Annotated in this window: 22 protein-coding genes and 1 tRNA gene; 11 read left to right on the forward strand and 12 right to left on the reverse strand. The window is 64.7% G+C overall.

Annotated features, from left to right (window positions below):
- Positions 1-105 precede the first annotated feature (105 nt).
- The 4 genes from WDX12_RS02930 (at position 106) to WDX12_RS02945 (ending at position 2,121) form a co-directional block, all read left to right on the forward strand.
- Entirely contained in the window at positions 106-645 is a 540-nt protein-coding gene (locus WDX12_RS02930; protein ID WP_434725765.1) for a rod-binding protein, read from the forward strand.
- Positions 646-653: 8 nt separating this feature from the next.
- Complete coding sequence (locus WDX12_RS02935; RefSeq protein WP_320293148.1) at positions 654-1,073, forward strand: hypothetical protein; 420 nt, start codon at positions 654-656, stop codon at positions 1,071-1,073.
- A gap of 31 nt (positions 1,074-1,104) precedes the next feature.
- Entirely contained in the window at positions 1,105-1,635 is a 531-nt protein-coding gene (locus WDX12_RS02940) for a hypothetical protein (protein ID WP_320293147.1), read from the forward strand.
- Positions 1,636-1,836: 201 nt separating this feature from the next.
- The gene (locus tag WDX12_RS02945; protein ID WP_320293146.1) at positions 1,837-2,121 is read left to right on the forward strand and encodes an SCP2 sterol-binding domain-containing protein; all 285 of its coding nucleotides are present in this window, start codon (positions 1,837-1,839) and stop codon (positions 2,119-2,121) included.
- A gap of 141 nt (positions 2,122-2,262) precedes the next feature.
- Here WDX12_RS02945 and WDX12_RS02950 read toward each other — a convergent pair whose 3' ends face one another.
- Both WDX12_RS02950 and odc2 read right to left on the reverse strand, forming a co-directional pair.
- Positions 2,263-2,787, reverse strand: a complete 525-nt coding sequence (locus WDX12_RS02950) for a GNAT family N-acetyltransferase (RefSeq protein ID WP_434725766.1) — start codon at positions 2,785-2,787, stop codon at positions 2,263-2,265.
- Between the two features lie 343 nt (positions 2,788-3,130).
- Positions 3,131-4,264 carry an ornithine/lysine decarboxylase gene (gene odc2, locus WDX12_RS02955; protein WP_095817118.1) on the reverse strand — a complete coding sequence of 378 codons (1,134 nt, stop codon included), beginning with the start codon at positions 4,262-4,264 and terminating at the stop codon, positions 3,131-3,133.
- Positions 4,265-4,806: 542 nt separating this feature from the next.
- On the opposite strand from odc2, the gene WDX12_RS02960 reads away from it, so the two are divergent.
- From WDX12_RS02960 to WDX12_RS02975, 4 genes are all read left to right on the forward strand, one after another.
- Positions 4,807-6,003, forward strand: a complete 1,197-nt coding sequence (locus WDX12_RS02960) for an amidase (RefSeq protein WP_434723869.1) — start codon at positions 4,807-4,809, stop codon at positions 6,001-6,003.
- A gap of 2 nt (positions 6,004-6,005) precedes the next feature.
- The gene (locus WDX12_RS02965; RefSeq protein ID WP_320293143.1) at positions 6,006-6,908 is read left to right on the forward strand and encodes a LysR family transcriptional regulator; all 903 of its coding nucleotides are present in this window, start codon (positions 6,006-6,008) and stop codon (positions 6,906-6,908) included.
- A gap of 75 nt (positions 6,909-6,983) precedes the next feature.
- Positions 6,984-7,652, forward strand: coding sequence for a DUF1007 family protein (locus tag WDX12_RS02970; RefSeq protein WP_320293142.1), 669 nt, complete (start codon positions 6,984-6,986; stop codon positions 7,650-7,652).
- A gap of 157 nt (positions 7,653-7,809) precedes the next feature.
- Complete coding sequence (locus WDX12_RS02975) at positions 7,810-8,955, forward strand: nickel/cobalt transporter (protein WP_430699201.1); 1,146 nt, start codon at positions 7,810-7,812, stop codon at positions 8,953-8,955.
- 6 nt (positions 8,956-8,961) lie between these two features.
- Here WDX12_RS02975 and denD read toward each other — a convergent pair whose 3' ends face one another.
- From denD to WDX12_RS02995, 4 genes are read right to left on the reverse strand one after another with little or no spacing between them, the layout of a single operon-like run.
- Positions 8,962-9,936 carry a D-erythronate dehydrogenase gene (gene denD / locus WDX12_RS02980; protein ID WP_320293140.1) on the reverse strand — a complete coding sequence of 325 codons (975 nt, stop codon included), beginning with the start codon at positions 9,934-9,936 and terminating at the stop codon, positions 8,962-8,964.
- A gap of 2 nt (positions 9,937-9,938) precedes the next feature.
- A complete protein-coding gene (locus tag WDX12_RS02985; RefSeq protein WP_320293139.1) occupies positions 9,939-10,145 on the reverse strand; it encodes a hypothetical protein in 207 nt (68 codons plus the stop codon).
- Positions 10,146-10,196: 51 nt separating this feature from the next.
- Positions 10,197-11,198 carry a cation diffusion facilitator family transporter gene (locus WDX12_RS02990; RefSeq protein WP_434723870.1) on the reverse strand — a complete coding sequence of 334 codons (1,002 nt, stop codon included), beginning with the start codon at positions 11,196-11,198 and terminating at the stop codon, positions 10,197-10,199.
- A gap of 14 nt (positions 11,199-11,212) precedes the next feature.
- Positions 11,213-11,899 carry a GNAT family N-acetyltransferase gene (locus tag WDX12_RS02995; protein ID WP_320293137.1) on the reverse strand — a complete coding sequence of 229 codons (687 nt, stop codon included), beginning with the start codon at positions 11,897-11,899 and terminating at the stop codon, positions 11,213-11,215.
- A gap of 82 nt (positions 11,900-11,981) precedes the next feature.
- Here WDX12_RS02995 and WDX12_RS03000 point away from each other — a divergent pair, with 82 nt between their 5' ends.
- The gene (locus tag WDX12_RS03000; RefSeq protein WP_434723871.1) at positions 11,982-13,166 is read left to right on the forward strand and encodes a pyridoxal phosphate-dependent aminotransferase; all 1,185 of its coding nucleotides are present in this window, start codon (positions 11,982-11,984) and stop codon (positions 13,164-13,166) included.
- A gap of 30 nt (positions 13,167-13,196) precedes the next feature.
- On the opposite strand, the gene WDX12_RS03005 is transcribed toward WDX12_RS03000, so the two are convergent.
- Positions 13,197-13,958: an SDR family oxidoreductase gene (locus WDX12_RS03005; protein WP_434723872.1), complete on the reverse strand. Its 762-nt coding sequence runs from the start codon at positions 13,956-13,958 to the stop codon at positions 13,197-13,199.
- Between the two features lie 227 nt (positions 13,959-14,185).
- Positions 14,186-14,908 (reverse strand): tellurite resistance TerB family protein, encoded by a 723-nt coding sequence (locus WDX12_RS03010; protein ID WP_320293134.1) that lies wholly within the window; start codon positions 14,906-14,908, stop codon positions 14,186-14,188.
- A gap of 198 nt (positions 14,909-15,106) precedes the next feature.
- On the opposite strand from WDX12_RS03010, the gene WDX12_RS03015 reads away from it, so the two are divergent.
- Positions 15,107-15,469 carry a YybH family protein gene (locus tag WDX12_RS03015; RefSeq protein ID WP_320293133.1) on the forward strand — a complete coding sequence of 121 codons (363 nt, stop codon included), beginning with the start codon at positions 15,107-15,109 and terminating at the stop codon, positions 15,467-15,469.
- Here the strand turns inward: WDX12_RS03015 and WDX12_RS03020 are convergent.
- Complete coding sequence (locus WDX12_RS03020) at positions 15,466-16,395, reverse strand: rhodanese-related sulfurtransferase (protein ID WP_320293132.1); 930 nt, start codon at positions 16,393-16,395, stop codon at positions 15,466-15,468. The genes WDX12_RS03015 and WDX12_RS03020 overlap by 4 nt on opposite strands.
- Before the next feature lie 147 nt (positions 16,396-16,542).
- Here WDX12_RS03020 and WDX12_RS03025 point away from each other — a divergent pair, with 147 nt between their 5' ends.
- Positions 16,543-17,181, forward strand: coding sequence for a 2-dehydro-3-deoxy-phosphogluconate aldolase (locus tag WDX12_RS03025; RefSeq protein WP_434723873.1), 639 nt, complete (start codon positions 16,543-16,545; stop codon positions 17,179-17,181).
- Positions 17,182-17,322: 141 nt separating this feature from the next.
- Here WDX12_RS03025 and WDX12_RS03030 read toward each other — a convergent pair.
- From WDX12_RS03030 to WDX12_RS03040, 3 genes are all read right to left on the reverse strand, one after another.
- Positions 17,323-17,396, reverse strand: a tRNA-Gln gene (locus WDX12_RS03030).
- A gap of 95 nt (positions 17,397-17,491) precedes the next feature.
- On the reverse strand, positions 17,492-19,351 hold the full coding sequence (locus WDX12_RS03035; protein ID WP_434723874.1) for a DUF882 domain-containing protein: 1,860 nt from the start codon (positions 19,349-19,351) through the stop codon (positions 17,492-17,494).
- 378 nt (positions 19,352-19,729) lie between these two features.
- Positions 19,730-21,277: a sigma-54-dependent transcriptional regulator gene (locus WDX12_RS03040; RefSeq protein WP_434723875.1), complete on the reverse strand. Its 1,548-nt coding sequence runs from the start codon at positions 21,275-21,277 to the stop codon at positions 19,730-19,732.
- Between the last annotated feature and the right edge of the window lie 48 nt (positions 21,278-21,325).

The raw sequence follows: 21,325 nt of genomic DNA on the forward strand, positions 1-21,325 counted from the left end.
ATCCGATATCGCAAGCCTGCCACAAGCTTGTTCAGTCATTGTGCAGATAACAAAACCGGCAAAGGGCGGACTTTCTTGGCCATTTCCCCACCCAGCGACATCGTCATGGACGTTGCCCGCGCAGCGGAGCCGGCCGATATCGAGGCCGCGCGGGCAGCACTCCTTAAGCGCGCGGGTGGTGCGCCAGGTGCATTCTCTGTCGATCCCTCTGTAACGGTCGATGCCGGCTCCATTCTCTCGCGCGCCTCGGCCGACAAGGCGGAAGCCGCCAATCCGGCGAAGAAGTTCCAGCGCTTCGAGGCGATGGTGCTGACGACCTTCATCCAGAACATGATGCCCAAGGACACCGAGGGCGTTTACGGCAAGGGCCTGGCGGGCGACATGTGGAAGTCGCAGCTCGCCGAAAAGGTGGCCGATGTCATGGCCGCGCATGGCGGCATCGGCATCGCCAAATCGATGCTTGCCGACCACTATCTCGACGGCAAGCACAAGGTGCCGGTCGGCCCTGTTGCCGGCGGACCGCAGAAGACCGAGATCGACCAGCAGACCCGGCTTTCGACCTCGATGATCGAGGAGCTTGAGCGCAAAGCCGCACGGTCGATGACCGGCGACGACACAACCATAAAGACGGACATCAAGATCTAGGGACCTACATGGCCGACCAAACGGACCTTTCCAACCTTCCCGTACGCACCAACGCAATGGAGGCGCCCGCCGCCGCACGACCCGGCAACCTCGCCGCCATCATCGGCCGCATCGAAGAAGTCGTGGACGAGGAGACCGCCGGCATCCGCAGCGGAACGACGTATGACCTCAAGGCCTCGAACGCCCGCAAGAGCCGGTACCTCTACGAGCTGAACCGCGCCTTGAAGGGCGCCAACGAGATCGAATTCCTCGAGCAGCATAAAGAAGGCCTGCTGCGGCTGCGCCAGAAGCTGGCGAAGAACGAAGCGGCGATCCTTGCCCATCTCAACGCGGTCAACGAGGTCGCCACGCTTTTGAGGAACGCCATCCAGCGGGCCGATGCCGACGGCACCTATTCGGTTGGGGAGTTCGGAATGGCACGGGCCTGATCGAGATGATCGAGGCGCAAGGACGGACCGGGTGATTAAGTTTATCGCCGCCGCGCTGTGGATCTGCGCCGTGACGCTCGGCGCGGTCTTCTATTCCTTCCAGGCGGCCGGCCAGCGCGGCGCGGCCGAACCGCCGAAGCCGATGCTGGGCGGCCTCGACTACGTCAAGACCGACATGATCTCGGTGCCGCTGCTGCGCGACGGCACGATCGACGGCTATTTCCTCACCAAGCTGGTCTACACGGTCGAGCCGGAACAGATAAAGAAGCTGTCGGTCCCGGCGCAGGCGCTGATGACGGACCAGGTCTATTCCTATCTCTATTCCAACCCGCAGATCGATTTCACCAAGAAGGAATCGATCGATCTCGACGCCTTTCGCAAGTCGATCCGCGACACCATCAACGCTCGGGTTGGCGTCGAGCTCGTGCACGAGGTGCTGATCGACCAGGTCAACTTCCTCTCCAAGGACGATATCCGCGACAACGCGCTCCGCCGCCGCAGGGGTGCCGGCGAGACCGCTTCAGCCATGACCAAGGCTTTCAAGGCCGAGCCGGAGCACTGATTGTCCGGCCAAGGTTCGGCGTGGATGCCCGAACTCCGCTTACCCGTGATGCGAGATGACGCATGTCGCTTGCGTTGACGTTAACGTCAACTCGAAGCTATATGCGCCGGTGACAGGCAACCGCGCGCAGGCGTGGCGCGCCTACCTCGCCCAGCGGCCAAGCGCCGGTGCGCGTCAACGCAACCAACGAGGAGAACCGCCATGGGCGTTCAGGAGATTGCCGACAAGATCAAGTCGCGCGTGGCAAGCGCCGGCTTCGAGCATTCCGTCAAGTTCGACACCGGCAGCGATGGCGTCATCGTCATCGACGGCGCGAGCGTCTCGACCATCGACGCGCCGACCGACTGCACCGTGAAGCTGTCGCTCGACGATCTGGATTCGCTGATTGCCGGCGACCTCAACCCGACCATGGCCTTCATGGCCGGCAAGCTGAAGGTCGAAGGCGACATGACCGTCGCCATGGCGCTCAGCCAGCTGCTCGGCTGACCTTTCGCAAAACAGCAACGCCGCCCGATGGGCGGTGTTGCTGTTTTGTCGAACCTAGAGCAATTCCAGGAAAAGTGCGTAGCGGTTGGGCTCGGCGACTTCGCCGTAGCCTTCCGTCCGGAATTGCGTGAGACAAAGGCTTCAGGCGACGAAGCCCGGCGCCTGCCCCTTGAGCTTGCGGCCGGCGGCCTTGATCGTGCCATTGGCGCCATCCATCGCGCCGTCCTTCAGCTCCAGCGCCAGAAGCCGGTGCCGCTCATAGGGGCCGGGCATGGCGAGCGCTCCGGTGCGGTCGGCCGAGAAGCCGAACCGCCCGTAATAGGGCGCATCGCCGACGAGCAGGATCGCGCCGTGGCCGAGCCGCGCGGCTTCGGCAACCGCATGCCGCATCAGCGCCGAGCCGATGCCGCCGCTCTTCAATCCCTGCTCGACCGCGAGCGGGCCGAGCAGAAGCGCCGCCGGACCGCCCTCGCCCAGCCTCACATCCCACAGCCGCACCGTGCCGACGACCGCGCCTGAGACATCGCGGGCGACAAAGGCCAGGCCTTCCGAGGGCCGGCGGCCGCGCCGCAGCTTCTCGGACGACTTCTTTCTGCGTTTCGGCCCCATGGCGCGGTCGAGCAGCGCTTCGCGCGCCGCGACGTCGCCTGCGCCTTCGCCAAGGATGACGAAGGCCGGCGCCTGGGCGGCCCCCTCGTCCGGCGCGCCGCGCGAGCCAGCCTGTGCCCGGAGGGCAAGGGAGGGCGCAAACGCATTTTCAGGCGAAGTGGAAACCGGTTCGCCGTAAGAAAATGCGCCAAAGAGCACTGCCGTCGAGCCATTCTCCCCCGCGGGGAAAAGCTCAGCCGACGGTCCGGACGAGGGGGCAATTTCGGTGGCCGCAATGGCCGATTTGATCAGGTATTCCATGTCCGCGATCCTTCACGAGCGGAGATCTGTCCCACAAGCGAGCCAGGGCGGGCGACATGATCGCCCGCGCCGGATGATCTGAGCGGTCCTTGCGAACCGGTCAGATCACGTAGGATCGGAGAGGCTCGAAGCCGTTGAAGGCGACCGCCGAGTAGGTGGTCGTGTAGGCGCCGGTGCCTTCGATCAGCACCTCGTCGCCGATGGTCAGCGACAAGGGCAGCGGATAGGGCGTCTTCTCGTACATCACGTCGGCCGAATCGCAGGTCGGGCCGGCGAGCACGCAGGGCGCGGTCTCCGAGCCGTCATGGCGGGTGACCAGCGGATAGCGGATCGCCTCGTCCATGGTCTCGGCGAGACCGCCGAACTTGCCGATGTCGAGGAACACCCAGCGCACATTGTCGTTGTCGGCCTTCTTCGAGATCAGCACGACTTCCGACTTGATGACGCCGGCATTGCCGACCATGCCGCGGCCCGGCTCGATGATCGTCTCGGGCAGCGCGTTGCCGAAATGCTTTCGCAGCGCCGAGAAGATCGCCTGGCCATAGGCCTGGGCCACCGGCACGTCCTTCAGGTAACGGGTCGGGAAACCACCGCCCATATTGACCATCTTGAGCACGATGCCTTCCTCGGCGAGCGTCGCGAACACCTTCTTGGCGTCGCCCAGCGCGCGGTCCCAGGCCGTCAGGTCGGTCTGCTGCGAGCCGACATGGAACGACACGCCATAGGCGTCGAGGCCGAGGCCCTTGGCATGGCGCAGCACGTCGACGGCCATCGCCGGCACGCAGCCGAACTTGCGCGACAGCGGCCACTCGGCGCCTTCGCCGTCGGTCAGCACGCGGCAGAACACGCGCGAGCCGGGGGCGACGCGGGCGATCTTCTCGACCTCCTCGACGCAGTCGACGGCGAACAGGCGGATGCCGAGCTGGTAGGCGCGTGCGATGTCACGCTCCTTCTTGATGGTGTTGCCGAAGGAGATGCGATCGGCCGGCGCGCCGGCATCCATCGCCATCTCGACCTCGGCAACCGATGCGGTGTCGAAGGACGAGCCCATCGCAGCAAGCAGGCGCAGGATTTCCGGCGCCGGGTTTGCTTTCACCGCATAGTAGATCTTGGAATCGGGCAACGCCTTCTCGAAGGCGCGGAAATTGTCGCGCACGACATCGAGGTCGACGACGAGGCAGGGACCGTTCGGACGTCGGGTGGCGAGGAAGTCAAGGATGCGCTGGGTGGCCATCGGGGTCTCTCCATCACGCCTTTCGGCGCGCACAAGGGTGCGGACGCGGGCTGTCGGCCTCGCGAACACGCGGTCAAACAAAGGCGGGACAGAAATTCCATGGAACCAGCCGGTGGAGACCCCGGAACCATGAAACGCCGTCTCGCGGCGATGAACCTAGCCTTGCCCGGCTTCGGTTCGCTTTGTCTGCCTTGGCTTGGATTGGGAGAACCCCGTTCCGCACTGCCGGCAATGAAGGTGTGCCTCTTCAGTAACCCCGGTCTTTGGACAACCGGCAGAGAACCAGAAAGGCCCGCACCGTCGTTGCTTCAAGGTGTCCTCGGTCTTGTGGTTGGCCACTGACCGACTGGAGGGGTTGGCTCCAGTTACCTTACCGATTGCCCTCACCATTCGAGGATCGGCGGACACCCACAGGCACGTGCGACTTTGGGCAAGCGCGATATAGGAGCGAAGGGTTTCACAATCAATAAAAATCGTAAGCCCAGGTTGTAAAATTTCTGGCATCGAACAATGTTTGTCGCACCGTATCCGGAAATCGAACGATGCCAGGAACTCAAGGACCGCTGAACGCCTTCCTCGATCTGCGCCAAATGCCTGTAGCGAATGCGGAATTGGGCCCGCTCGCCGGCCTGCGCCTGGCCGTCAAGGATATCTATGACGTCGCCGGCTACCGCACCGGCTGCGGCAATCCGCAGAAATTCGAGGAGGCGCATGCCGCCTCGCGCACGGCCGAGGCGGTGCAGACGATCCTCGATGCCGGTGCGCGATTCGTCGGCAAGACCCAGACCGACGAGTTGGCCTTCTCGCTGTTCGGCCAGAACGTGCATTTCCCCTACCCGGTCAATCCCGCCGCGCCCGAGCGCGTCACCGGCGGCTCTTCCTCCGGCTCGGCGGCCGCGGTTGCCGGCGGGCTGGCGAACATCGCCACCGGCTCCGACACCGGCGGCTCGATCCGCGCGCCGGCGAGCTTCTGCGGCCTGATCGGACTGCGCACCACCCATGGCCGCATTCCGCTCGACGGCGCGATGAAGCTGGCATCGAGCTTCGACACCTTCGGCTGGTTCGCCGACGACATCGAGACCTATGAGACGGTCGGCAAACTTCTGCTCGGCCGCGATCCGCACCAGCACCCGCTCAACCGCCCGCTGTCGATCCGCTGGCTGGACGCCTTTGTCATGGGTCCGGCGGAAGCCGCCGAATATCAGCGCATGAAGGCGCTGGCCGCCGCCGTCATCGGCCAGCCCGCGGAGACCGAATACGCCTTCGCCTCGTTCCCCGACGAGCTTTACTGGTGCTTTCGCCGCCTGCAGGCCTTCGAGGCCTGGCGCGAGCATGGTCCCTGGATCTCGGCCGGCGGCCGCCTCAGCCCAGGCGTCGAGGAGCGTTTCGGCTTCGGCCGCACCATCGATGCCAAGGTGGCCGCCACCGAGGCAGCGCGGCGGCTGGCGTTCCGGGCCGAGTTCGCGGCGCTGCTCGGCAACAACGGCTTCCTGGTCCTGCCCACCGTTCCCGGCGCGGCGCCACTCGCCGCCGGCACACCGGAACAGTTCCAGGCCTATCGCGAAAGGGCGCTGCATCTGTTGTGCCTCTCCGGTCTTTCGGGCTTTCCGCAGATTACCTTGCCGATCGGCGCGATAGACGGCGCGCCCTTCGGCCTTTCGCTGCTCGGCCCTTCCGGCAGCGACGTTGCCCTGATACGGCTCGGCCGCAAGATTCTCGACGCGGCACGAAAGGTCTGACCATGGACACATTGACGCGCATGCGCGCCTTCATCGACGTGGTCGAGGCGGAAGGCTTTTCGGCCGCAGGGCGCAAGATCGGCCGCTCCAAGGCGCTGCTGTCGAAATATGTGCGCGAGCTGGAGGACGAGCTCGGCGCGCTGCTGCTCAACCGCACGACGCGCCAGTTCTCGCTGACCGAAGCCGGCCACACCTATTATCAGCGCGCCTCCGAGATCGTGCGCGAGGTCGACAGCCTCGCCGAGGCGGTGCGCCAGTCTTCCGGCGACGTTCGCGGCAGGATCAAGCTGTCGGCCGCCCGCACCTTCGCCGATGCGCCGATCGGTCAGTCGCTGGTCGACTTCGCCAGGCAGCATCCCGACATCGTGCTCGACATCCATCTCGACGACCGGTTCGTCGACTTAGTCGAGGAAGGTTTCGATCTTGCCGTGCGCATCTCGCGGCTGGAGAACTCCTCGCTCATCGCCAGGCGGCTGGCGCCGTTCTCGGTCAGGCTTTGCGCGTCGCCGGAGCTGATCGCCAAGCACGGCAAGCCCACGCGGCCGCAGGATCTCGCCAACATGCCCTGCCTCGTCGACACCAACGGCCGCTCGCTGGCCAACTGGCGCTTCAAGGGCGAAGGCGAAGACTCCGTGAGCGTCGCCGTATCGGGCCCGATCGAGGTCAACAGCCCGATTGTGGCAAGAGCCGCAGCACTTTCCGGCCTGGGCTTCGCCATGCTGCCGGATTTCATCGCCGCCCCCGACGTCGCGTCCGGCAAGTTGGTCACCGCGCTCGACGACCGCATCCTGGCGGGCACCGGCATCTTCGCCGTCTACCCGCACCGGCGCTATCTGCCGGCCAAGGTGCGGGTGTTCGTCGACTTCCTGGCGCAGTGGTTCAAGACGCGCGATACGGGAGCCTGAGCAGGCGTCCCAATTTCGCCCCCTTTATGCTAACTCTCGGGCTCGCCCTCGAAGTCAATGGAATCGCGGCACGGAATGCATCTGAAACGGCAAGCCACCATGCTGGCTTCGGCCCTCGCGGCCACGTTCGCCTCGGTCGAGCAGGCCGAAGTGCACCCGCATGTATTTGCCGAAGCCCGGCTCGACGTCATCCTCAGCCAGGATCACCAAAGTGTGACGGCGCTGCGCCACCTTTGGCGCTTCGACGACCTGTTTTCAAGTACAGTGATGATGGAGTTCGACAAGAACTCCGATCTGAAACTTGACGATAAAGAGCTCAAGGAAGTGGCCGACACCGTCCATTCCTCGCTGGCCGAGTTCAACTACTTCCAGCTCGTCACCCAGGACGGTAAGGACGTGCCGATGGTGCCGCCGCCGCATCTGATGGCGAACTTCGACAACGACCAGCTGATCATCCTGTTCGAGTCGCAGCCGAAGGCACCGATCAAGCTGACGGGCAAGATCGACATCGGCGTCTACGATCCGACCTTCTACACGGCGATCGACTTCACCGACGACGCCAACCTCACCGTCGAAGGCCTGCCCTCGACCTGCACCAAGAAGGTCGTCCGGCCCGATCCGGACGAGGCGATCAAGGAAAACCAGAAGACCCTGACGGACGCGTTCTTCAACGATCCGACAGGCACCGACATGAGCAAGATCTTCGCCACCAAGCTCGAGTTGAACTGCTCGCCGGAAGGATGATTTGGTGATGAAACCGTCGCTGCGCGTAAGCAGGTTCCGCAAAAGTGTCCCACGGTTTTGCGATCGGAACCTGCGACAAGCAAGGGAATCTAAGCGGATATTCGTGGGGCATCCCACGAATATCCGCTTAGCGCTCGGCCTTTTGGCCACCACCCTGGTGATCACTCATTTGCCCGTCGTCGCGCACGCGCAAAGCTCGCTCGGCATCGGCACCAATGACGGCATGGCGCCGACCACCACCGGCCCGTTCGCCCACATCCTGATGTGGATCAATCTCAGGCAGCAGGAATTCTACCATTCGCTGGCGGCCGCGATGAAGGCGATGCGCCAGGACGGCAGCAAGCTCTGGCTGCTGATCGGGCTTTCCTTCGCCTATGGCATCTTCCACGCTGCCGGACCCGGCCACGGCAAGGCGGTGATCTCCTCCTACATGGTGGCCAACGAGGTGGCGCTGAGACGCGGCATCCTGCTCTCCTTCGTCTCGGCGCTGCTGCAGGGTCTGACGGCAGTGGTCGTCATGATGCTTGCCTATTTCGTGCTGCGGGGCACCGCGATCTCGATGACCGACGCGGCCTGGTTCCTCGAAATCTCCAGCTTTGTGCTGGTCACCTTGTTCGGTGCCTGGCTGCTGTGGCGCAAGCTCGGTCCGTCGGTGCTGCGCCTGTTCGGCAGAGCCCCTGCCTACAGCCTGTCGGCGGCCCATGCCGGCCATTCGCATGGCGGGCATGCGGGCCACTCGCATGCTCACGCGCATTCGCATGCGGGCCATTCGCACGCACATGCGCACGCCGCGCATTCCCTGCATGTGCATGACGATCATGATCATCATGACCATGCGCACGCCCACGATCATGGCGCGCATGAGCACCATCATCACGCCGCGCACGAGCACGCCCACCACGACCATGGCCCGGGCGAAGTCTGCGAGACCTGCGGCCATTCGCATGCGCCGGACCCGGCAATGCTGTCGGGCGACCGCTTCGACTGGAAGACGGCCTGGTCGGCGGTCGCCGCCGTCGGCATCCGCCCCTGTTCCGGCGCGCTGATCGTGCTGAGCTTCGCGCTGCTCAACGGACTGTGGGTAGGTGGGCTGCTGTCGGTGCTGGCGATGTCGATCGGCACCGCGATCACGGTGTCGGCGCTGGCGACGATCGCCGTGACGGCCAAGAACTGGGCAGTCTATTTCGCCGGCGACGGACGCATCGGCAACCGCATCCACTCGATCGTCGAGATCGGCGGCGCCGCCTTCATTTTCATCGTCGGCCTGCTGCTTCTGTCGGCCAGCCTGTCGGGCGGCGTCTGAAACCTATCAGGCGATCTTGCCGCCCAGTTCGTCCTCGATATGAGCACGGATGATGTCGTCGAAATTCTTCTCGGCGGCAAAGCCGAGTTCCCTCGCCCGCCTGGCTTCGAACCGTGTCGGCCAGCCTTTGACGATCGCCCAGATGACCTCGTCGGGCTGCTCGCGGATCCGCTTCGCGACCTCGGCGCCGGCGATGCGCTCCAGCGCCTCGATCTGCTCGCCGACGGTGACGGCGACACCAGGCATTGTCAGGTTGCGGCGCGGACCGACCTTGTCGCCATCGATCTCGGCCGCATGGATGAGGAAATTCACCGCCGAGCGCGGGCTGGCATGGGTGTGCAGCACCGAGCGCGGCACCGGCAGGATCGCTTCCTGGCCGGCGAGCGGCTCGCGGATGATGCCGGAGAAGAAACTCGACGCCGCCTTGTTCGGCTTGCCAGGGCGCACGCAGATCGTCGGCAGCCGGATGCCGATGCCGTCGAAGAAGCCGCGCCGCGTATAGTCGGCGAGCAGCGCCTCGCTCATCTGCTTCTGCGTGCCGTATGAGGTGAGCGGCGTCGGATGGAATTCGTCCGGAATGACGTCCGGGAACGGCGCGCCGAACACGGCGATCGACGAGGTGAAGATGAGGCGCGGCGCGAACGCCGCCAGCCGCACGGCGTCGAACAGGGCGCGCGTGCCGTCGAGATTGACGCGGTAGCCGAGGTCGAAATTGGCCTCCGCCTCGCCAGACACGATGCCGGCCAGATGGAAGATCACATCCGGGCGCGGAGCCACGAGAGCCGCCATGGCCCCGGGTTCGGAAAGATCGCCGGTGTGGATCGACACATCGACACCCGCGAGCGCCGGCGCCTGCGGCGCCACGATGTCATGCAGGTCGAGCGCCGTTATCTTTTGCCCGCGCAGCGTCCCGTCCTTGGCCAGCCGGGCAATCAGCTTGCGGCCCACCATGCCGGCGGCACCGGTGATCAGAATTCTCATCTTCAGAGACCTTTCTTGCGCTGGCTGCGTCCGCGCAGCCACAGGACGACGAACAGCCCGACCATGAAGATCGCGGCGATGATGGCCGCCAGAACCGTCGATACCTTGCCAGCGGCCAGCATGATGGCCGGCAGGAAATAGGCGGCGAGGCCGAACACAAGCAGTATCACGGCGGCGGCGATCGCCGCGTTGCGGGTGTCACGATCCATCAACTGGCATTCTTCGTTTCGAGGCTGTTCGGCTTTGTCATCACGCAGCGATCAGTGATAGTGCCGGCGATCGCGCGGCGCATCGTGCGCGTGGTCATGATCGTGATCGTGATGGCGGTCGTGCTCGTCATGGCTGTCCGCGCATTGGCCAAATTCGGGTTCGACAGTGGCATGCTCGATGCCATGCTTGGCTGCAAGCCGTTTCTTGATGGCGCTCACCGCCATATGCGCGTCGACGCCGTCGTTGAGGCAAGCATGCAACGTCGCCATGTTGGAGGTGCCGTCGAGCGACCAGACATGCATATGGTGCACCTCGCGCACCCCCTTGACCGCGCCTTCGATATCCTTGGCGATCACATCGCGGTCGAGGCTTGCCGGCACGCCTTCGAGCAGCACATGCGCGGCCTCGCGCATCAGCGACCATGCCGTCGACAGGATGAGCAGCGAAACCAGCACCGACAGGATGGGATCGATCGGCGTCCAGCCTGTCACCAGGATGATGATCGCGGCGACGATTGCCGCGGCCGACCCCAGCAGGTCGCCCAGCACATGCAGGATGGCGCCGCGCATGTTGAGGCTCTCGCGATCGCCGCCATGCAGTACGAAGAACGAGGCGATGTTGACCAGAAGGCCGGCGACCGCCACCACCAGCATCGGTCCGCCCAGCACCGGCGACGGGTGCAACAGCCGTCCCCAGGCTTCGTAGACGATCCACAGCGCGATGACGAAGATGGCGATGCCGTTGGTGTAGGCGACCAGCGTTTTCACCCGGCCGAAGCCATAGGTGAGACGACCGGTGGCGGGCCGCCCGGCGAGATGGAAGGCGTACCAGGCTAGGCCGAGCGCAATCGAATCGGCAAGCATATGGCCGGCATCCGCGAGCAGCGCCAGTGAGCCGGTGAGCAGACCGCCAAGCGCCTCAGCGACCATGAAGCCGCCGGTCAGGCAAGCCGCGATCAGCACCCGTTTCTTGTCGGTCGAGCCATGCACATGCCCGGCGCCATGGCTATGACCGGCGGAACCGTGATCATGTGAACCGTGGTCATGCGCCATCGCCAAACTCCCTGTCACGCTCCGAATTCGGCGCGGAAATCCTCGAGGCGCCTCTTCTGGCCGCCTTCGCCATCGAAGTTTGCCGGATCGAGCCAGCCCTCATAGGCCTGGCGCAAGGCCGGCCATTCCTTGTCGATGATCGAATACCACGCCGTATCGCGGTTTTCACCCTTGACCACAAGATGCTGGCGGAAGATGCCTTCGAACCTGAAACCGAAGCGCTCGGCGGCGCGTTTCGAGGGCTCGTTGCGGTTGTTGCACTTCCACTCGTAGCGGCGGTAGCCGAGATCGTCGAAGAGATATTTCGCAAACAGGAACTGCGCCTCGGTCGCCGCCGGCTTGCGCGAGATCAGCGGCCCCCAATAGATGTTGCCGATTTCCCCGACGCCGTTGGCGGCGTCGATGCGCATCAGCGTCTGGCGCCCGGCGATCTTGCCGCTCGCCTTGTCGATGACGGTGAAGAACAGCGGATCCTCGCTGGCTTCGGCCTTGTCGAGCCAGGGCTGGAAGGCGGCGCGGGTTTCCGGCGGGTAATCGGGCAGCCAGGCGAAACGTCCGCCGACATCCGAGACGGAGGAGGCCTCGTAAAGGCCGTCGCCATGCTTGGCGGCGCTCAGCGGCTCGAGCCTGACGGTGCGTCCCTCGATTGCCTTGCGTTCCGGCCGCGGGCGCGGCTGCCAATTCTTCAGATCTTCCGACACCTGCCACTCCAATCCGTTGACTTTTACCGGCGGACGGTCACAAAAACGCTCGCTCACAGAAAGAACCACAGGGACGGGAAAAATGCTCCACACGATCGCGGCCTTCGACCGTCTCGGCGAGGAAAATGCCTTCGCGGTGCTGGCGAGGGCCACCGCGCTGGCCCATCAGGGCCGCGACATCGTCAACCTCGGCATCGGCCAGCCCGACTTCAAGACGCCGCAGCACATCGTTGAGGCGGCGATCAAGGCGCTGCGCGACGGCCACCATGGCTACACGCCGGCCAACGGGCTTTTGGCCACCCGCGAGGCGGTTGTGCGCCGCACGCTGACCACCACCGGCCTCGAGGTGTCGCCCGAGAATGTGATGATCCTGCCGGGCGGCAAGCCGACGATGTTTGCCGCGATCCTGATGTTCGGCGAGGCGGGCGCCGAGATCCTCTATCCCGATCCCGGCTTTCCGATCTATCGCTCGATGATCGAGTTCACCGGCGCCACTCCGGTGCCGGTGCCGATCCGCGAGGAAAACGGCTTTGCCTTCTCGGCGGAGGAGACGCTGGCGCTGATCACGCCGAAGACCAGGCTGCTCATCCTCAACTCGCCCGCCAATCCGACCGGTGGCGTCACCCCGCGCAGCGAGATCGAGAAGCTGGTCAAGGGCCTGGAGAAGCACCCTCAGGTCGCCATCATGTCGGACGAGATCTACGACGTCATGACCTATGACGGCGAGACGCACTTTTCGCTGCTCAACTTTCCCCAAATCCGCGACAGGCTGATCGTGCTCAACGGCTGGTCGAAGACCTGGGCGATGACCGGCTGGCGCATGGGCTGGTCGATCTGGCCGAACGGCGACAAGGGCGCGCATCTCTACGACAAGGTGCGCAAGCTGGCGGTGAACTGCTGGTCCTGCGTCAACGCGCCGAGCCAGTTTGCCGGCATCGCCGCGATCGACGGCCCGCAGGACGATGTCGAGAAGATGATGCGCGCTTTCGACAACCGCCGCAGGATCGTGGTCGAGGGGCTGAACGCGCTCCCCGGCATTTCCTGCATCACGCCGAAGGGCGCCTTCTATGCCTTCCCCAACGTCTCGAAGACCGGCTGGAAGGCCAAGAAGCTTGCATCGGCGCTGTTGGAGGATGCCGGCGTGGCGCTCATCGGCGGCCCCGATTTCGGCGTGCTCGGCGAAGGCTATATCCGGCTTTCCTACGCCAATTCCGAGGAAAATATCCTGCGCGCACTGGAACGGATCGAGGCGTTCCTGAAGAAGTGACCCCCATCCTCCGGGTGAGGGAACTCGCGTTCATCCGCGCCCGACAAACGGCATCTTCGTCGCCATCACCGTCATGAACAGCACGTTGGCGTCGAGCGGCAGGCTCGCCATGTGCAGCACCGCATCGGCGACGCGCTGCACATCCATCACCGCTTCGGCGGCGATCGAGCCATTGGCCTGCGGCACGCCGACCGTCATCGGCTGCGCCATCTCGGTCAGCGCGTTGCCGATGTCGATCTGGCCGCAGGCGATATCGAAGGGCCGGCCGTCGAGCGCCAGCGTCTTGGTGAGCCCGGTGATCGCATGCTTGGTCGCCGTATAGGGAACCGAGCCCGGGCGCGGCGCATAGGCCGACACCGAGCCGTTGTTGATGATGCGACCGCCCATCGGCTTCTGCCGGCGCATGGCGCCGAAGGCCGCGCGCGCACACAGGAACGAGCCGGTGAGGTTGACGCCGACGACGTCGTTCCAGACCTCGACCGGGATCTCGTCGATCATCGTCGACTTGTAGCCCATGCCGGCATTGTTGAAGAGCAGGTCGACGCGGCCGAAGGCTTCGAGCACGGTCTCGAACATGTCGTCCACCTGGTCGGCCTTGCCGATGTCGCAGGCGACGGCCAATGCCTTGGCTTGCGTCTTCCCGGCTTCCGCGATCGCCTCTTCCAGCACCGTCTTGCGGCGGCCGCAGAACACCGTGTTCCAGCCTGCCTTGAGCAGCGCCGTCGCCACGCTCTTGCCGATGCCAGTGCCGGCGCCGGTAACGATGGCGGTCTTCTCTGCTATGGCTGTCATCGCCGTCCTCCTCCCGGTCATGGATGGAAAGACGTGGCATCGCAAATGCCGGGGATCATGGCAAGCCGCTATTGGCGGATAAGGACATGCCAACAAAAAGGGCGGCCATTAGCGACCGCCCCGATCTGAACCGCGCTTGGGAGGAGGAAAAGCCGGTCCGACTGCTTAGAATGATGCGCTTGCTGGGTTAACGAGAAGTTAACGGCAACCGCACCCGCTAACCCTGCTCACCAGGGCGAGCTTCCCGCAGGCACCTTGGCCGCCGAAACCGTCGCTTCGACATGATCGACCAGGGCGTCCGGCAAACCGAGCCGGCCGGCAAGCAGGTCGAGATAGCCGCGCTCGGCGCGCGTGTCGGGATCGATGGTCAGCCGCGAGGCGGTGTAGAGCTCGAGCTTCTGCGCATCGGTCTTGGCGCCGGCGACCAGCGTGTCGAGATCGAGCGGGCTTTCCAGCTCGGCGAGCAGGAACTTTTCCGCTTCGGCGCCGATGCCGGCGAGCTTGAGCTTGTCGGCGATCTTCTTGCGCTCGTCGTCGTCGACATGCCCGTCGGCCTTCGCCGCCGAGATCATCGCCCTGACCAGCGTCAGCGTGAACTCGGCCTCGCCCTGCGGCGCCTGCGAGGGGTGGAAGGCGGTGTCGGCGGGCGGCGGCAGCAGTTCCGGCTCGCTTGCGGTCGGCGCCTGCGCCGGCTCCTTGCCGGCCTTGTAGTTCTGATAGGCCTTGTAGGCGAGGCCGCCGATCGCAGCCAGGCCGCCGAGCTTGACGGCCGCGCCCGTTACCTGCCGGCCGGTGCCGGTGCCGAGCAGCACGGCGGCAAGCGCGCCGGCTGCCAGCGGATTGTCCTTCGCCATCTGCACCGCCTGCCCGGCCTTGTCGCGGACGGTCGAGCCGGTCCCAGGGATTTGCGAGCCGAGAAGATCGTCGAGCAGCTTCTTGGGGTCGAGCATCAATGCCTCCAGAATTGGCCCGGCCGAATGCGCGCGGGCAAGGTTTCGGACGGGCAAGAGGTAGGCTCCGCACCCCGACATTACAATGACGGCGGACACTTCGCCGCCTGACGAAGGCAGCTGGCCGGTCTCCTCCATGTGTCGAAACGGCGGAGGGCTTCAGCTAGGATCGCGCCAATTTCGGAAAGGAGCGATTGGATGACGAGTGCAGAAACCCGTGAGCCGGCGCGCGATCCGCAGGATCTCGAGCGTCTGCTGATCGATCGGCAATGGGCCGGCGACATCGAGGGCATGCTGGCGCTGTTCGAGCCCGACGCCGTCGTCGACAGCGGCGATGACGGGCCGGTTCGCGGCCGGCACGCCATCCGCGCGCTGTTCGAACAGGGCATCGCCGCGGGTCGCAAATTCCAGCGCGGCGAGCAGCGCCCTGCCCTCGTCAACGGCGACCTGGCGCTGACGTCGACGAAGCTTCCCGACGGCAGCATAACCAGCGAGGTCGCCCGCCGTCAGAGCGACGGAACATGGCTTTGGGCGATCGATCGTTATTCGGTGGAGTTCTAACTGCCTATATGGCGCTTGCCGCCGCGCGCTTGCGCCAGCTCCACCTGGCGATGGCGTTCGGCATAGCGTTCTCGATCCTCGTCGGAGCGCATTTCAAAACAATGCGGGCATGAAACGCCGATCGCGTATTTCGACGACAGCCGGTCCTCGACCGTCAGCGGGTGCCGACAGGCGCGGCAGAGCTCCGCTTCACCCTCGGCCAGGCCATGCGAGACGGACACCCGCTCGTCGAAGACGAAACATTCGCCTTGCCACAGGCTCTCATCGGCAGGGACGTCTTCCAGGTATTTCAGGATGCCGCCCTTGAGATGGAAGACGTTTTTGAGGCCGAGCGACTTCACATAGGCCGTTGCCTTCTCGCAGCGAATGCCGCCGGTGCAGAACATCGCCACCTTGCGGCCTTCAAGCTCTTCACGGTGCTGCTCGATCCAGGCGGGGAACTCGCGAAAGCTGGTGGTCTTGGGATCGACCGCGCCCTTGAAGGTGCCGAGCGAAACCTCATAGGCGTTGCGCGTGTCGATCACCAAGGTATCCGCATCGGAAATCAGCGCGTTCCAGTCGGCCGGCGCGACATAGGTGCCCGCGCTCGCCGCCGGATCGATGTCCTCGACGCCCATGGTCACGATCTCGCGCTTCAACCGTACCTTCATGCGGTGGAACGGCATTTCGGCGGCGCTGCTGTATTTGACGTCCAGCCCGGCAAGGCCTTCGATGGCCTGCAGATGGTCGACGAGAGCGGCAATCGCCCCTTCGCTGCCGGCGACGGTGCCGTTGATGCCTTCATGCGCCAGAAGCAGCGTGCCCTTGATGCCGCGCCCGCAACAGAAGGCCGCGAGTGGCGCGCGCAGGGCCTCGTATCCGTCGAGCCGGGCAAACTTATAGAGCGCGGCGACGCAGACGGGCTGAATTTCCTTGGCTATTGTCATGGCAATGCCACTAGACCGTGGTGAAAGCCGTTTCAAGGCAGACGACGCCGGCACATCACGACGTGACATCACGACACGCCGCCCTTCGTGGACTTGGCATATCCCTTCTGCTAATCGGTTTAAAGTGATCGAAATGGAGACCAGCACATGACCAGCAAGACCGAAAAGCTCCTGTCGCTTCTCAATGGTCAGCCGGTTATCCCGGTGCTTAAAATCGCCAATGTTGCCGATGCCGTACCACTTGCTCGCGCGCTTTCGCTCGGCGGCCTGCCGGCGATCGAGATCACGCTGCGCACCGCCGACGCCCTGGAAGCGATCCGCCGCGTTGCCGCCGAAGTCGAGGACGCGGTCGTCGGCGCCGGCACCATCCTCGACGCCAGGCAGTTCGACGAGGCAGCCCGCGCCGGCTCGAAATTCATCGTCAGCCCCGGCATCACCAGCCAGCTTCTCGACGCGGCCAAGGACAGTCCCGTGCCGCTGCTGCCCGGCGCCATCACGCCCGGCGAGATCATGGCCGCGCGCGAAGCCGGCTTGCGCTTCCTGAAGTTCTTCCCGGCCGAGCAGTCCGGCGGCATCGCTTCGCTGAAGGCTTTCGCCTCGCCGCTGGCGGATGTGAAGTTCTGCCCGACCGGCGGCATAACCGCCAAGAACGCCGCCGATTATCTGAGCCTGCCCAACGTGATCTGCGTCGGCGGCTCCTGGGTCGCGCCCGACGATCTCATCAAGGCCGGCAAGTGGGACGAGATCGAAGCGCTGGCGCGTGAGGCGAGCAAGCTCAAGAAGTAATCGGCGCCTTCACCAGGGCAGCGAGAGCGTTCTCGTCGAAGCATCGGTCGGTGCGTCGCCCCCGCGCCGCCAAGCGGCAGCCTTTCCCGTTTCACGACCCTGTGTGATCGCGTGCTGGTGGTGGAATCCGTATTCGCCGACTGGTTCCCGCTCATGGATTCGAACCACGATTCACGCCTTCAAAGGGCGCTGTCCTACCATTAGACGAAGCGGGAAGATGGGGTGGTCAACCAGGCAGCGGCGCATGCCATGAAAGACAAAAGCCGCGCTGGCGGGCCAACGCGGCTTTGCGATGGCCACGCTGGCTCGCCTATTTCGTTTGGAAGCGCGCGACCGAGAGGAACTTCACCGCGTTGCCGGTGAAACGGCTTGCGTCCGGCACCTGGCCATCCGCCTGGAAACCGGCCGTATACACTTCGCTCGGCGGCGTGTGCACGATGTTGTAGGCGTAGCGCGGCGCCGTCGTCGGGTCGGAAACCGAAGCAATGTTGACGCCGCTGCCCAGCGCCCAGCGCGCGGCTTGCGGCGGCGGCGCCACCACCATGGCCTTGGGCCCGGGCTTCAGATCGTGAGCGGACGCCCTGCCTTCCTTGGCCGTCGTCTTCACACTGCCGCCGATCGCCTTCGCGGGATCGGTCCCGGCCGGAAGCGCGGCGATGGCCTGGCGCGGCGAGGCCGCATCGACGCCCGACGGATCGTTGAACGCGGAGCGCGGCTCGGGTTCGGTCAGCGACGCGAGCTGGTATTCGGCGCCGGCGCCGCCGGCCTCGACGGTCGCATTGGCCTGTTCGAGAACGGCTTTGACCTCATCCTGCTTGCCGGGCTGCGGCCGTGCGGTCGGCAGCACTGAGAACGCATCGGTCGCGCTCTTGTCCTGCGAAGCGGTTTCGGCCAGCGCCAGAAGCACGTTCTTGTCCTTCGACGCCAGTTCCGCCGGCGTCGAGTGGTCGGGACGCCAAGTCGGCAGCGGGATGTTGTTGACCGCCACCTGCGCCGGATCCGTGCTCGCGGCCTCCGCGGCGCTGGCTGTGCCGAACGGAACCTTGTCCGGCACGGGCGCCTGGGCCGTCGCAACCGCCTGCTCCGTCGTCGTAGAGGCATCCGCCGTGGCGAACGGCACGTTCTGCGGCGTCTGCTGGCCGACATCGACCTTGGGACGCGGCGCGAAGTCGGGCAGCGGGATTTCCTTCGGCGGCAGCGCGGCGATGATCGTCTCCGGCGTATCCTGCTGCGGCTGTTGCGAATCGTCGGCGCTGTCATCCGCGTTCTGCGGAATGTTGGCGCGCTTGGCATCCTTCGGCGAAACGATCGCGATGCCCGGCAGGTTGCTGCTGCGGGCCGTGGCAGCGCTGGCGACCTGAACCTGCTTCACAGCTTTCTGCTGAGGCGCCGGAGCGCTTTCATCGGCCGCGTCATCGGCTTCGTCGGCGCCGCCGCCGAACAAGGCGGCAAGCAATCCGCCGGAGCGCTTGGTCGAGCCACCGGCGCTGGCCAGTTCGATATTGGGCGTGCCGGCGCCCTTGCGCGCCTGATACGCTGCCACTGCTTGCTCATAGCCGGGCAGCGGGCGTCCGTCGCTCGGCACATGCAGCGTCTTGCCGTTCGGGAACAGGCTGACCAGTTCCTGGCGGCTGATGCCCGGCCAGTGGCGCACATTGCCGACATCCATATGGACGAAGGGCGAACCGGAGGTCGGGTAATAGCCGACGCCGCCGCCCTGCATCTTGAGGCCGATGTTGCGCAGCTTCTTCAGCGGCACGCCTGGGATGTAGAAGTCCATCGCCTTGCCCAGCATGTGCTGGCTCTTCTCGGCGACGCCGCGGCTGCGCGAACGCAGCAGCGCATTGGTCGACGGCGAGCGGTAGCCGCAGACGACCTGAATATAGTCGGTAGCGCCGCTTTCGCGATAGGCTTCCCAGACCAGGTCGAGCAGCCGCGGATCCATCTTGGTCGGCTCGTTGCGGCGCCAGTCGCGCAGAATGATATTGATCTTGCGCAGGCCTTCCGCATCGTAGCGGCCATTGCGCTTGTAGACGATCTCGGCCTTCTCATGCGTGTGCAGATGGTAGAGCTTGAGCGTACGGACTTCTGCCCTCGCGCCCGACGTCGCAGCGGACAGAAACCCGACGGCCAAAATCACAAACGTCAGCCACCTCGGCCAGACGCTCATGTGAAAATGCCGCCCGTTTTTGTGTCGTTCGACTTTGTTCAAATCAAATGGCTTTCAGGCTGCCGTTTGTCCCCGGATTTGACCAAACGGATGCGTCGCTTTCACATCCGAATATCGATCCTAATGGTTAATCATCGTTTATTGAAGCCGAAATGCGGTAACACCGTGGCGATATCCCGTCAAAAATGATGCACAGCATTTCGTGGTAAACCGCTGGTTTAGATCATGAATCCGGCCTCGGCCAGAACACGATCTGTTACCGTTAGCGTTAATGTGTGATCCCCGGCAACGCCAACCGCTGAAAACCCTGCGTTTTCACGTCAAAAGCGACAATTTGACTCGGATTTTAGGCGAGCAAGCTGGTTCGAGGCTTGCCCGTCACGAGGCAAGCCGGTCGACGCGACCAGCTTCGGGATCAATGCCATATTCCTTCAACTTGCGGTAGAGCGTCGAGCGGCCGATGCCCAACCGGCGGGCGACTTCGCTCATCTGGCCGTTATAATGGTCGATCGCGAGCTTGATCATTTCGAGCTCGACATCGGCCAGCGCCCGCACATTGCCGCGCTCGTCGAGCGCACGGAGCGTCCCGAAACGCGGCTGCGGCCTTGCTGGCGCCTGGCCATCGGGCAAGCCGGCCTCCGTTGCATCGGCGATAGTCTCATCCGGTTGCCGGGACGCGTCCGCGGTCGTTTCGGCGACGACGGATGCCGGTTCCGTTCCGAGATTTACCGTTCCTTCCACCTGCGCCCGGATCTGCGGGAACTCCTCCTCGGTCAGCACATCGCCCTCGGCAAGCACCGAGGCCCTGAAGACCGCATTCTCCAGCTGGCGGATATTGCCCGGCCAGTCATAGGCCTGCAGCATCGCGAGCGCTGTCGCCGATATGCCGGCAAGGCGGCGGCGCGGATCGGTCGGAGCGACCTTTTCCATGAAATGCCGGACCAGATAGGGAATGTCGTCGCGGCGGTCGCGCAGCGGCGGCACGAAGATCGGGTAGACGTTCAGCCGGTAGAACAGGTCCTCGCGGAACTTGCCGTCCTTGACCTGCTGCAGGAGGTTCCGGTGCGTGGCCGAGATCAGGCGGATATCGACCTTGACGGTCGAGCGGCCGCCGACCGGATCGACCTCGCCTTCTTGCACGGCGCGCAGCAGCTTGACCTGGACGTCGAGCGGCAGGTCGCCGATCTCGTCGAGGAACAGCGTGCCGGAATTCGCCTCGACGAATTTGCCGGTGTGCTTGTCGGTGGCGCCGGTAAAGGAACCCTTCTCGTGGCCGAACAGGATCGATTCGACGAGATTGTCCGGGATGGCGCCGCAATTGACGGTGACGAACGGCTTCGAGCGGCGATCGCCGCTGCCTTGGATGGCGCGTGCCACCAGTTCCTTGCCGACGCCGGATTCGCCCTCGATCAGGATCGGGATGTTGGAGGCCGCCGCTTTCTGCCCAAGGCGTATCACCCGGTCCATTGCCGGGCTGCGCGTGATCATGTCCTTGAAGGTGAGATGGCCACCGCCGCGGCGCCGCGACGCGCGCTTCATCTCGTCCTCGACAGCCTCCACCTTGAGCGCGTTGGAGATCGCGGTCTGCAACCTGTCGGGCGACGCCGGCTTGACGACGAAGTCGAAGGCGCCGTGCCGCATCGCCGAGACGACGGTTTCGATGCCGCCTTGCGCCGTCTGCACGATGACGGGAATGTTGATGGCGCGCTCGCGCATCGCCTTCAGCACGCCGATGCCGTCGAGGCCGGGCATGACGAGATCGAGAATGACGACGGAGACCTCGCGCGCGTTCGGCCCGTCGAGCGCGTCGAGGCCCGCCTCGCCGCTATCCGTGACGATCGCGCTGTGGCCGAACTTGGTCAACGCGGCCTCGACCAGCCGGCGCTGGACCGGATCGTCATCGACTATGAGTATGGAACCTGTCATGACTGTTTGAGTTGTCCGCCCGAGAAAATCCCCATGGATCATCTTGGC

Origin of the sequence: Mesorhizobium sp. RIZ17, assembly GCF_051127865.1 — a bacterium.
Classification (GTDB): Bacteria; Pseudomonadota; Alphaproteobacteria; order Rhizobiales; family Rhizobiaceae; genus Mesorhizobium; species Mesorhizobium humile.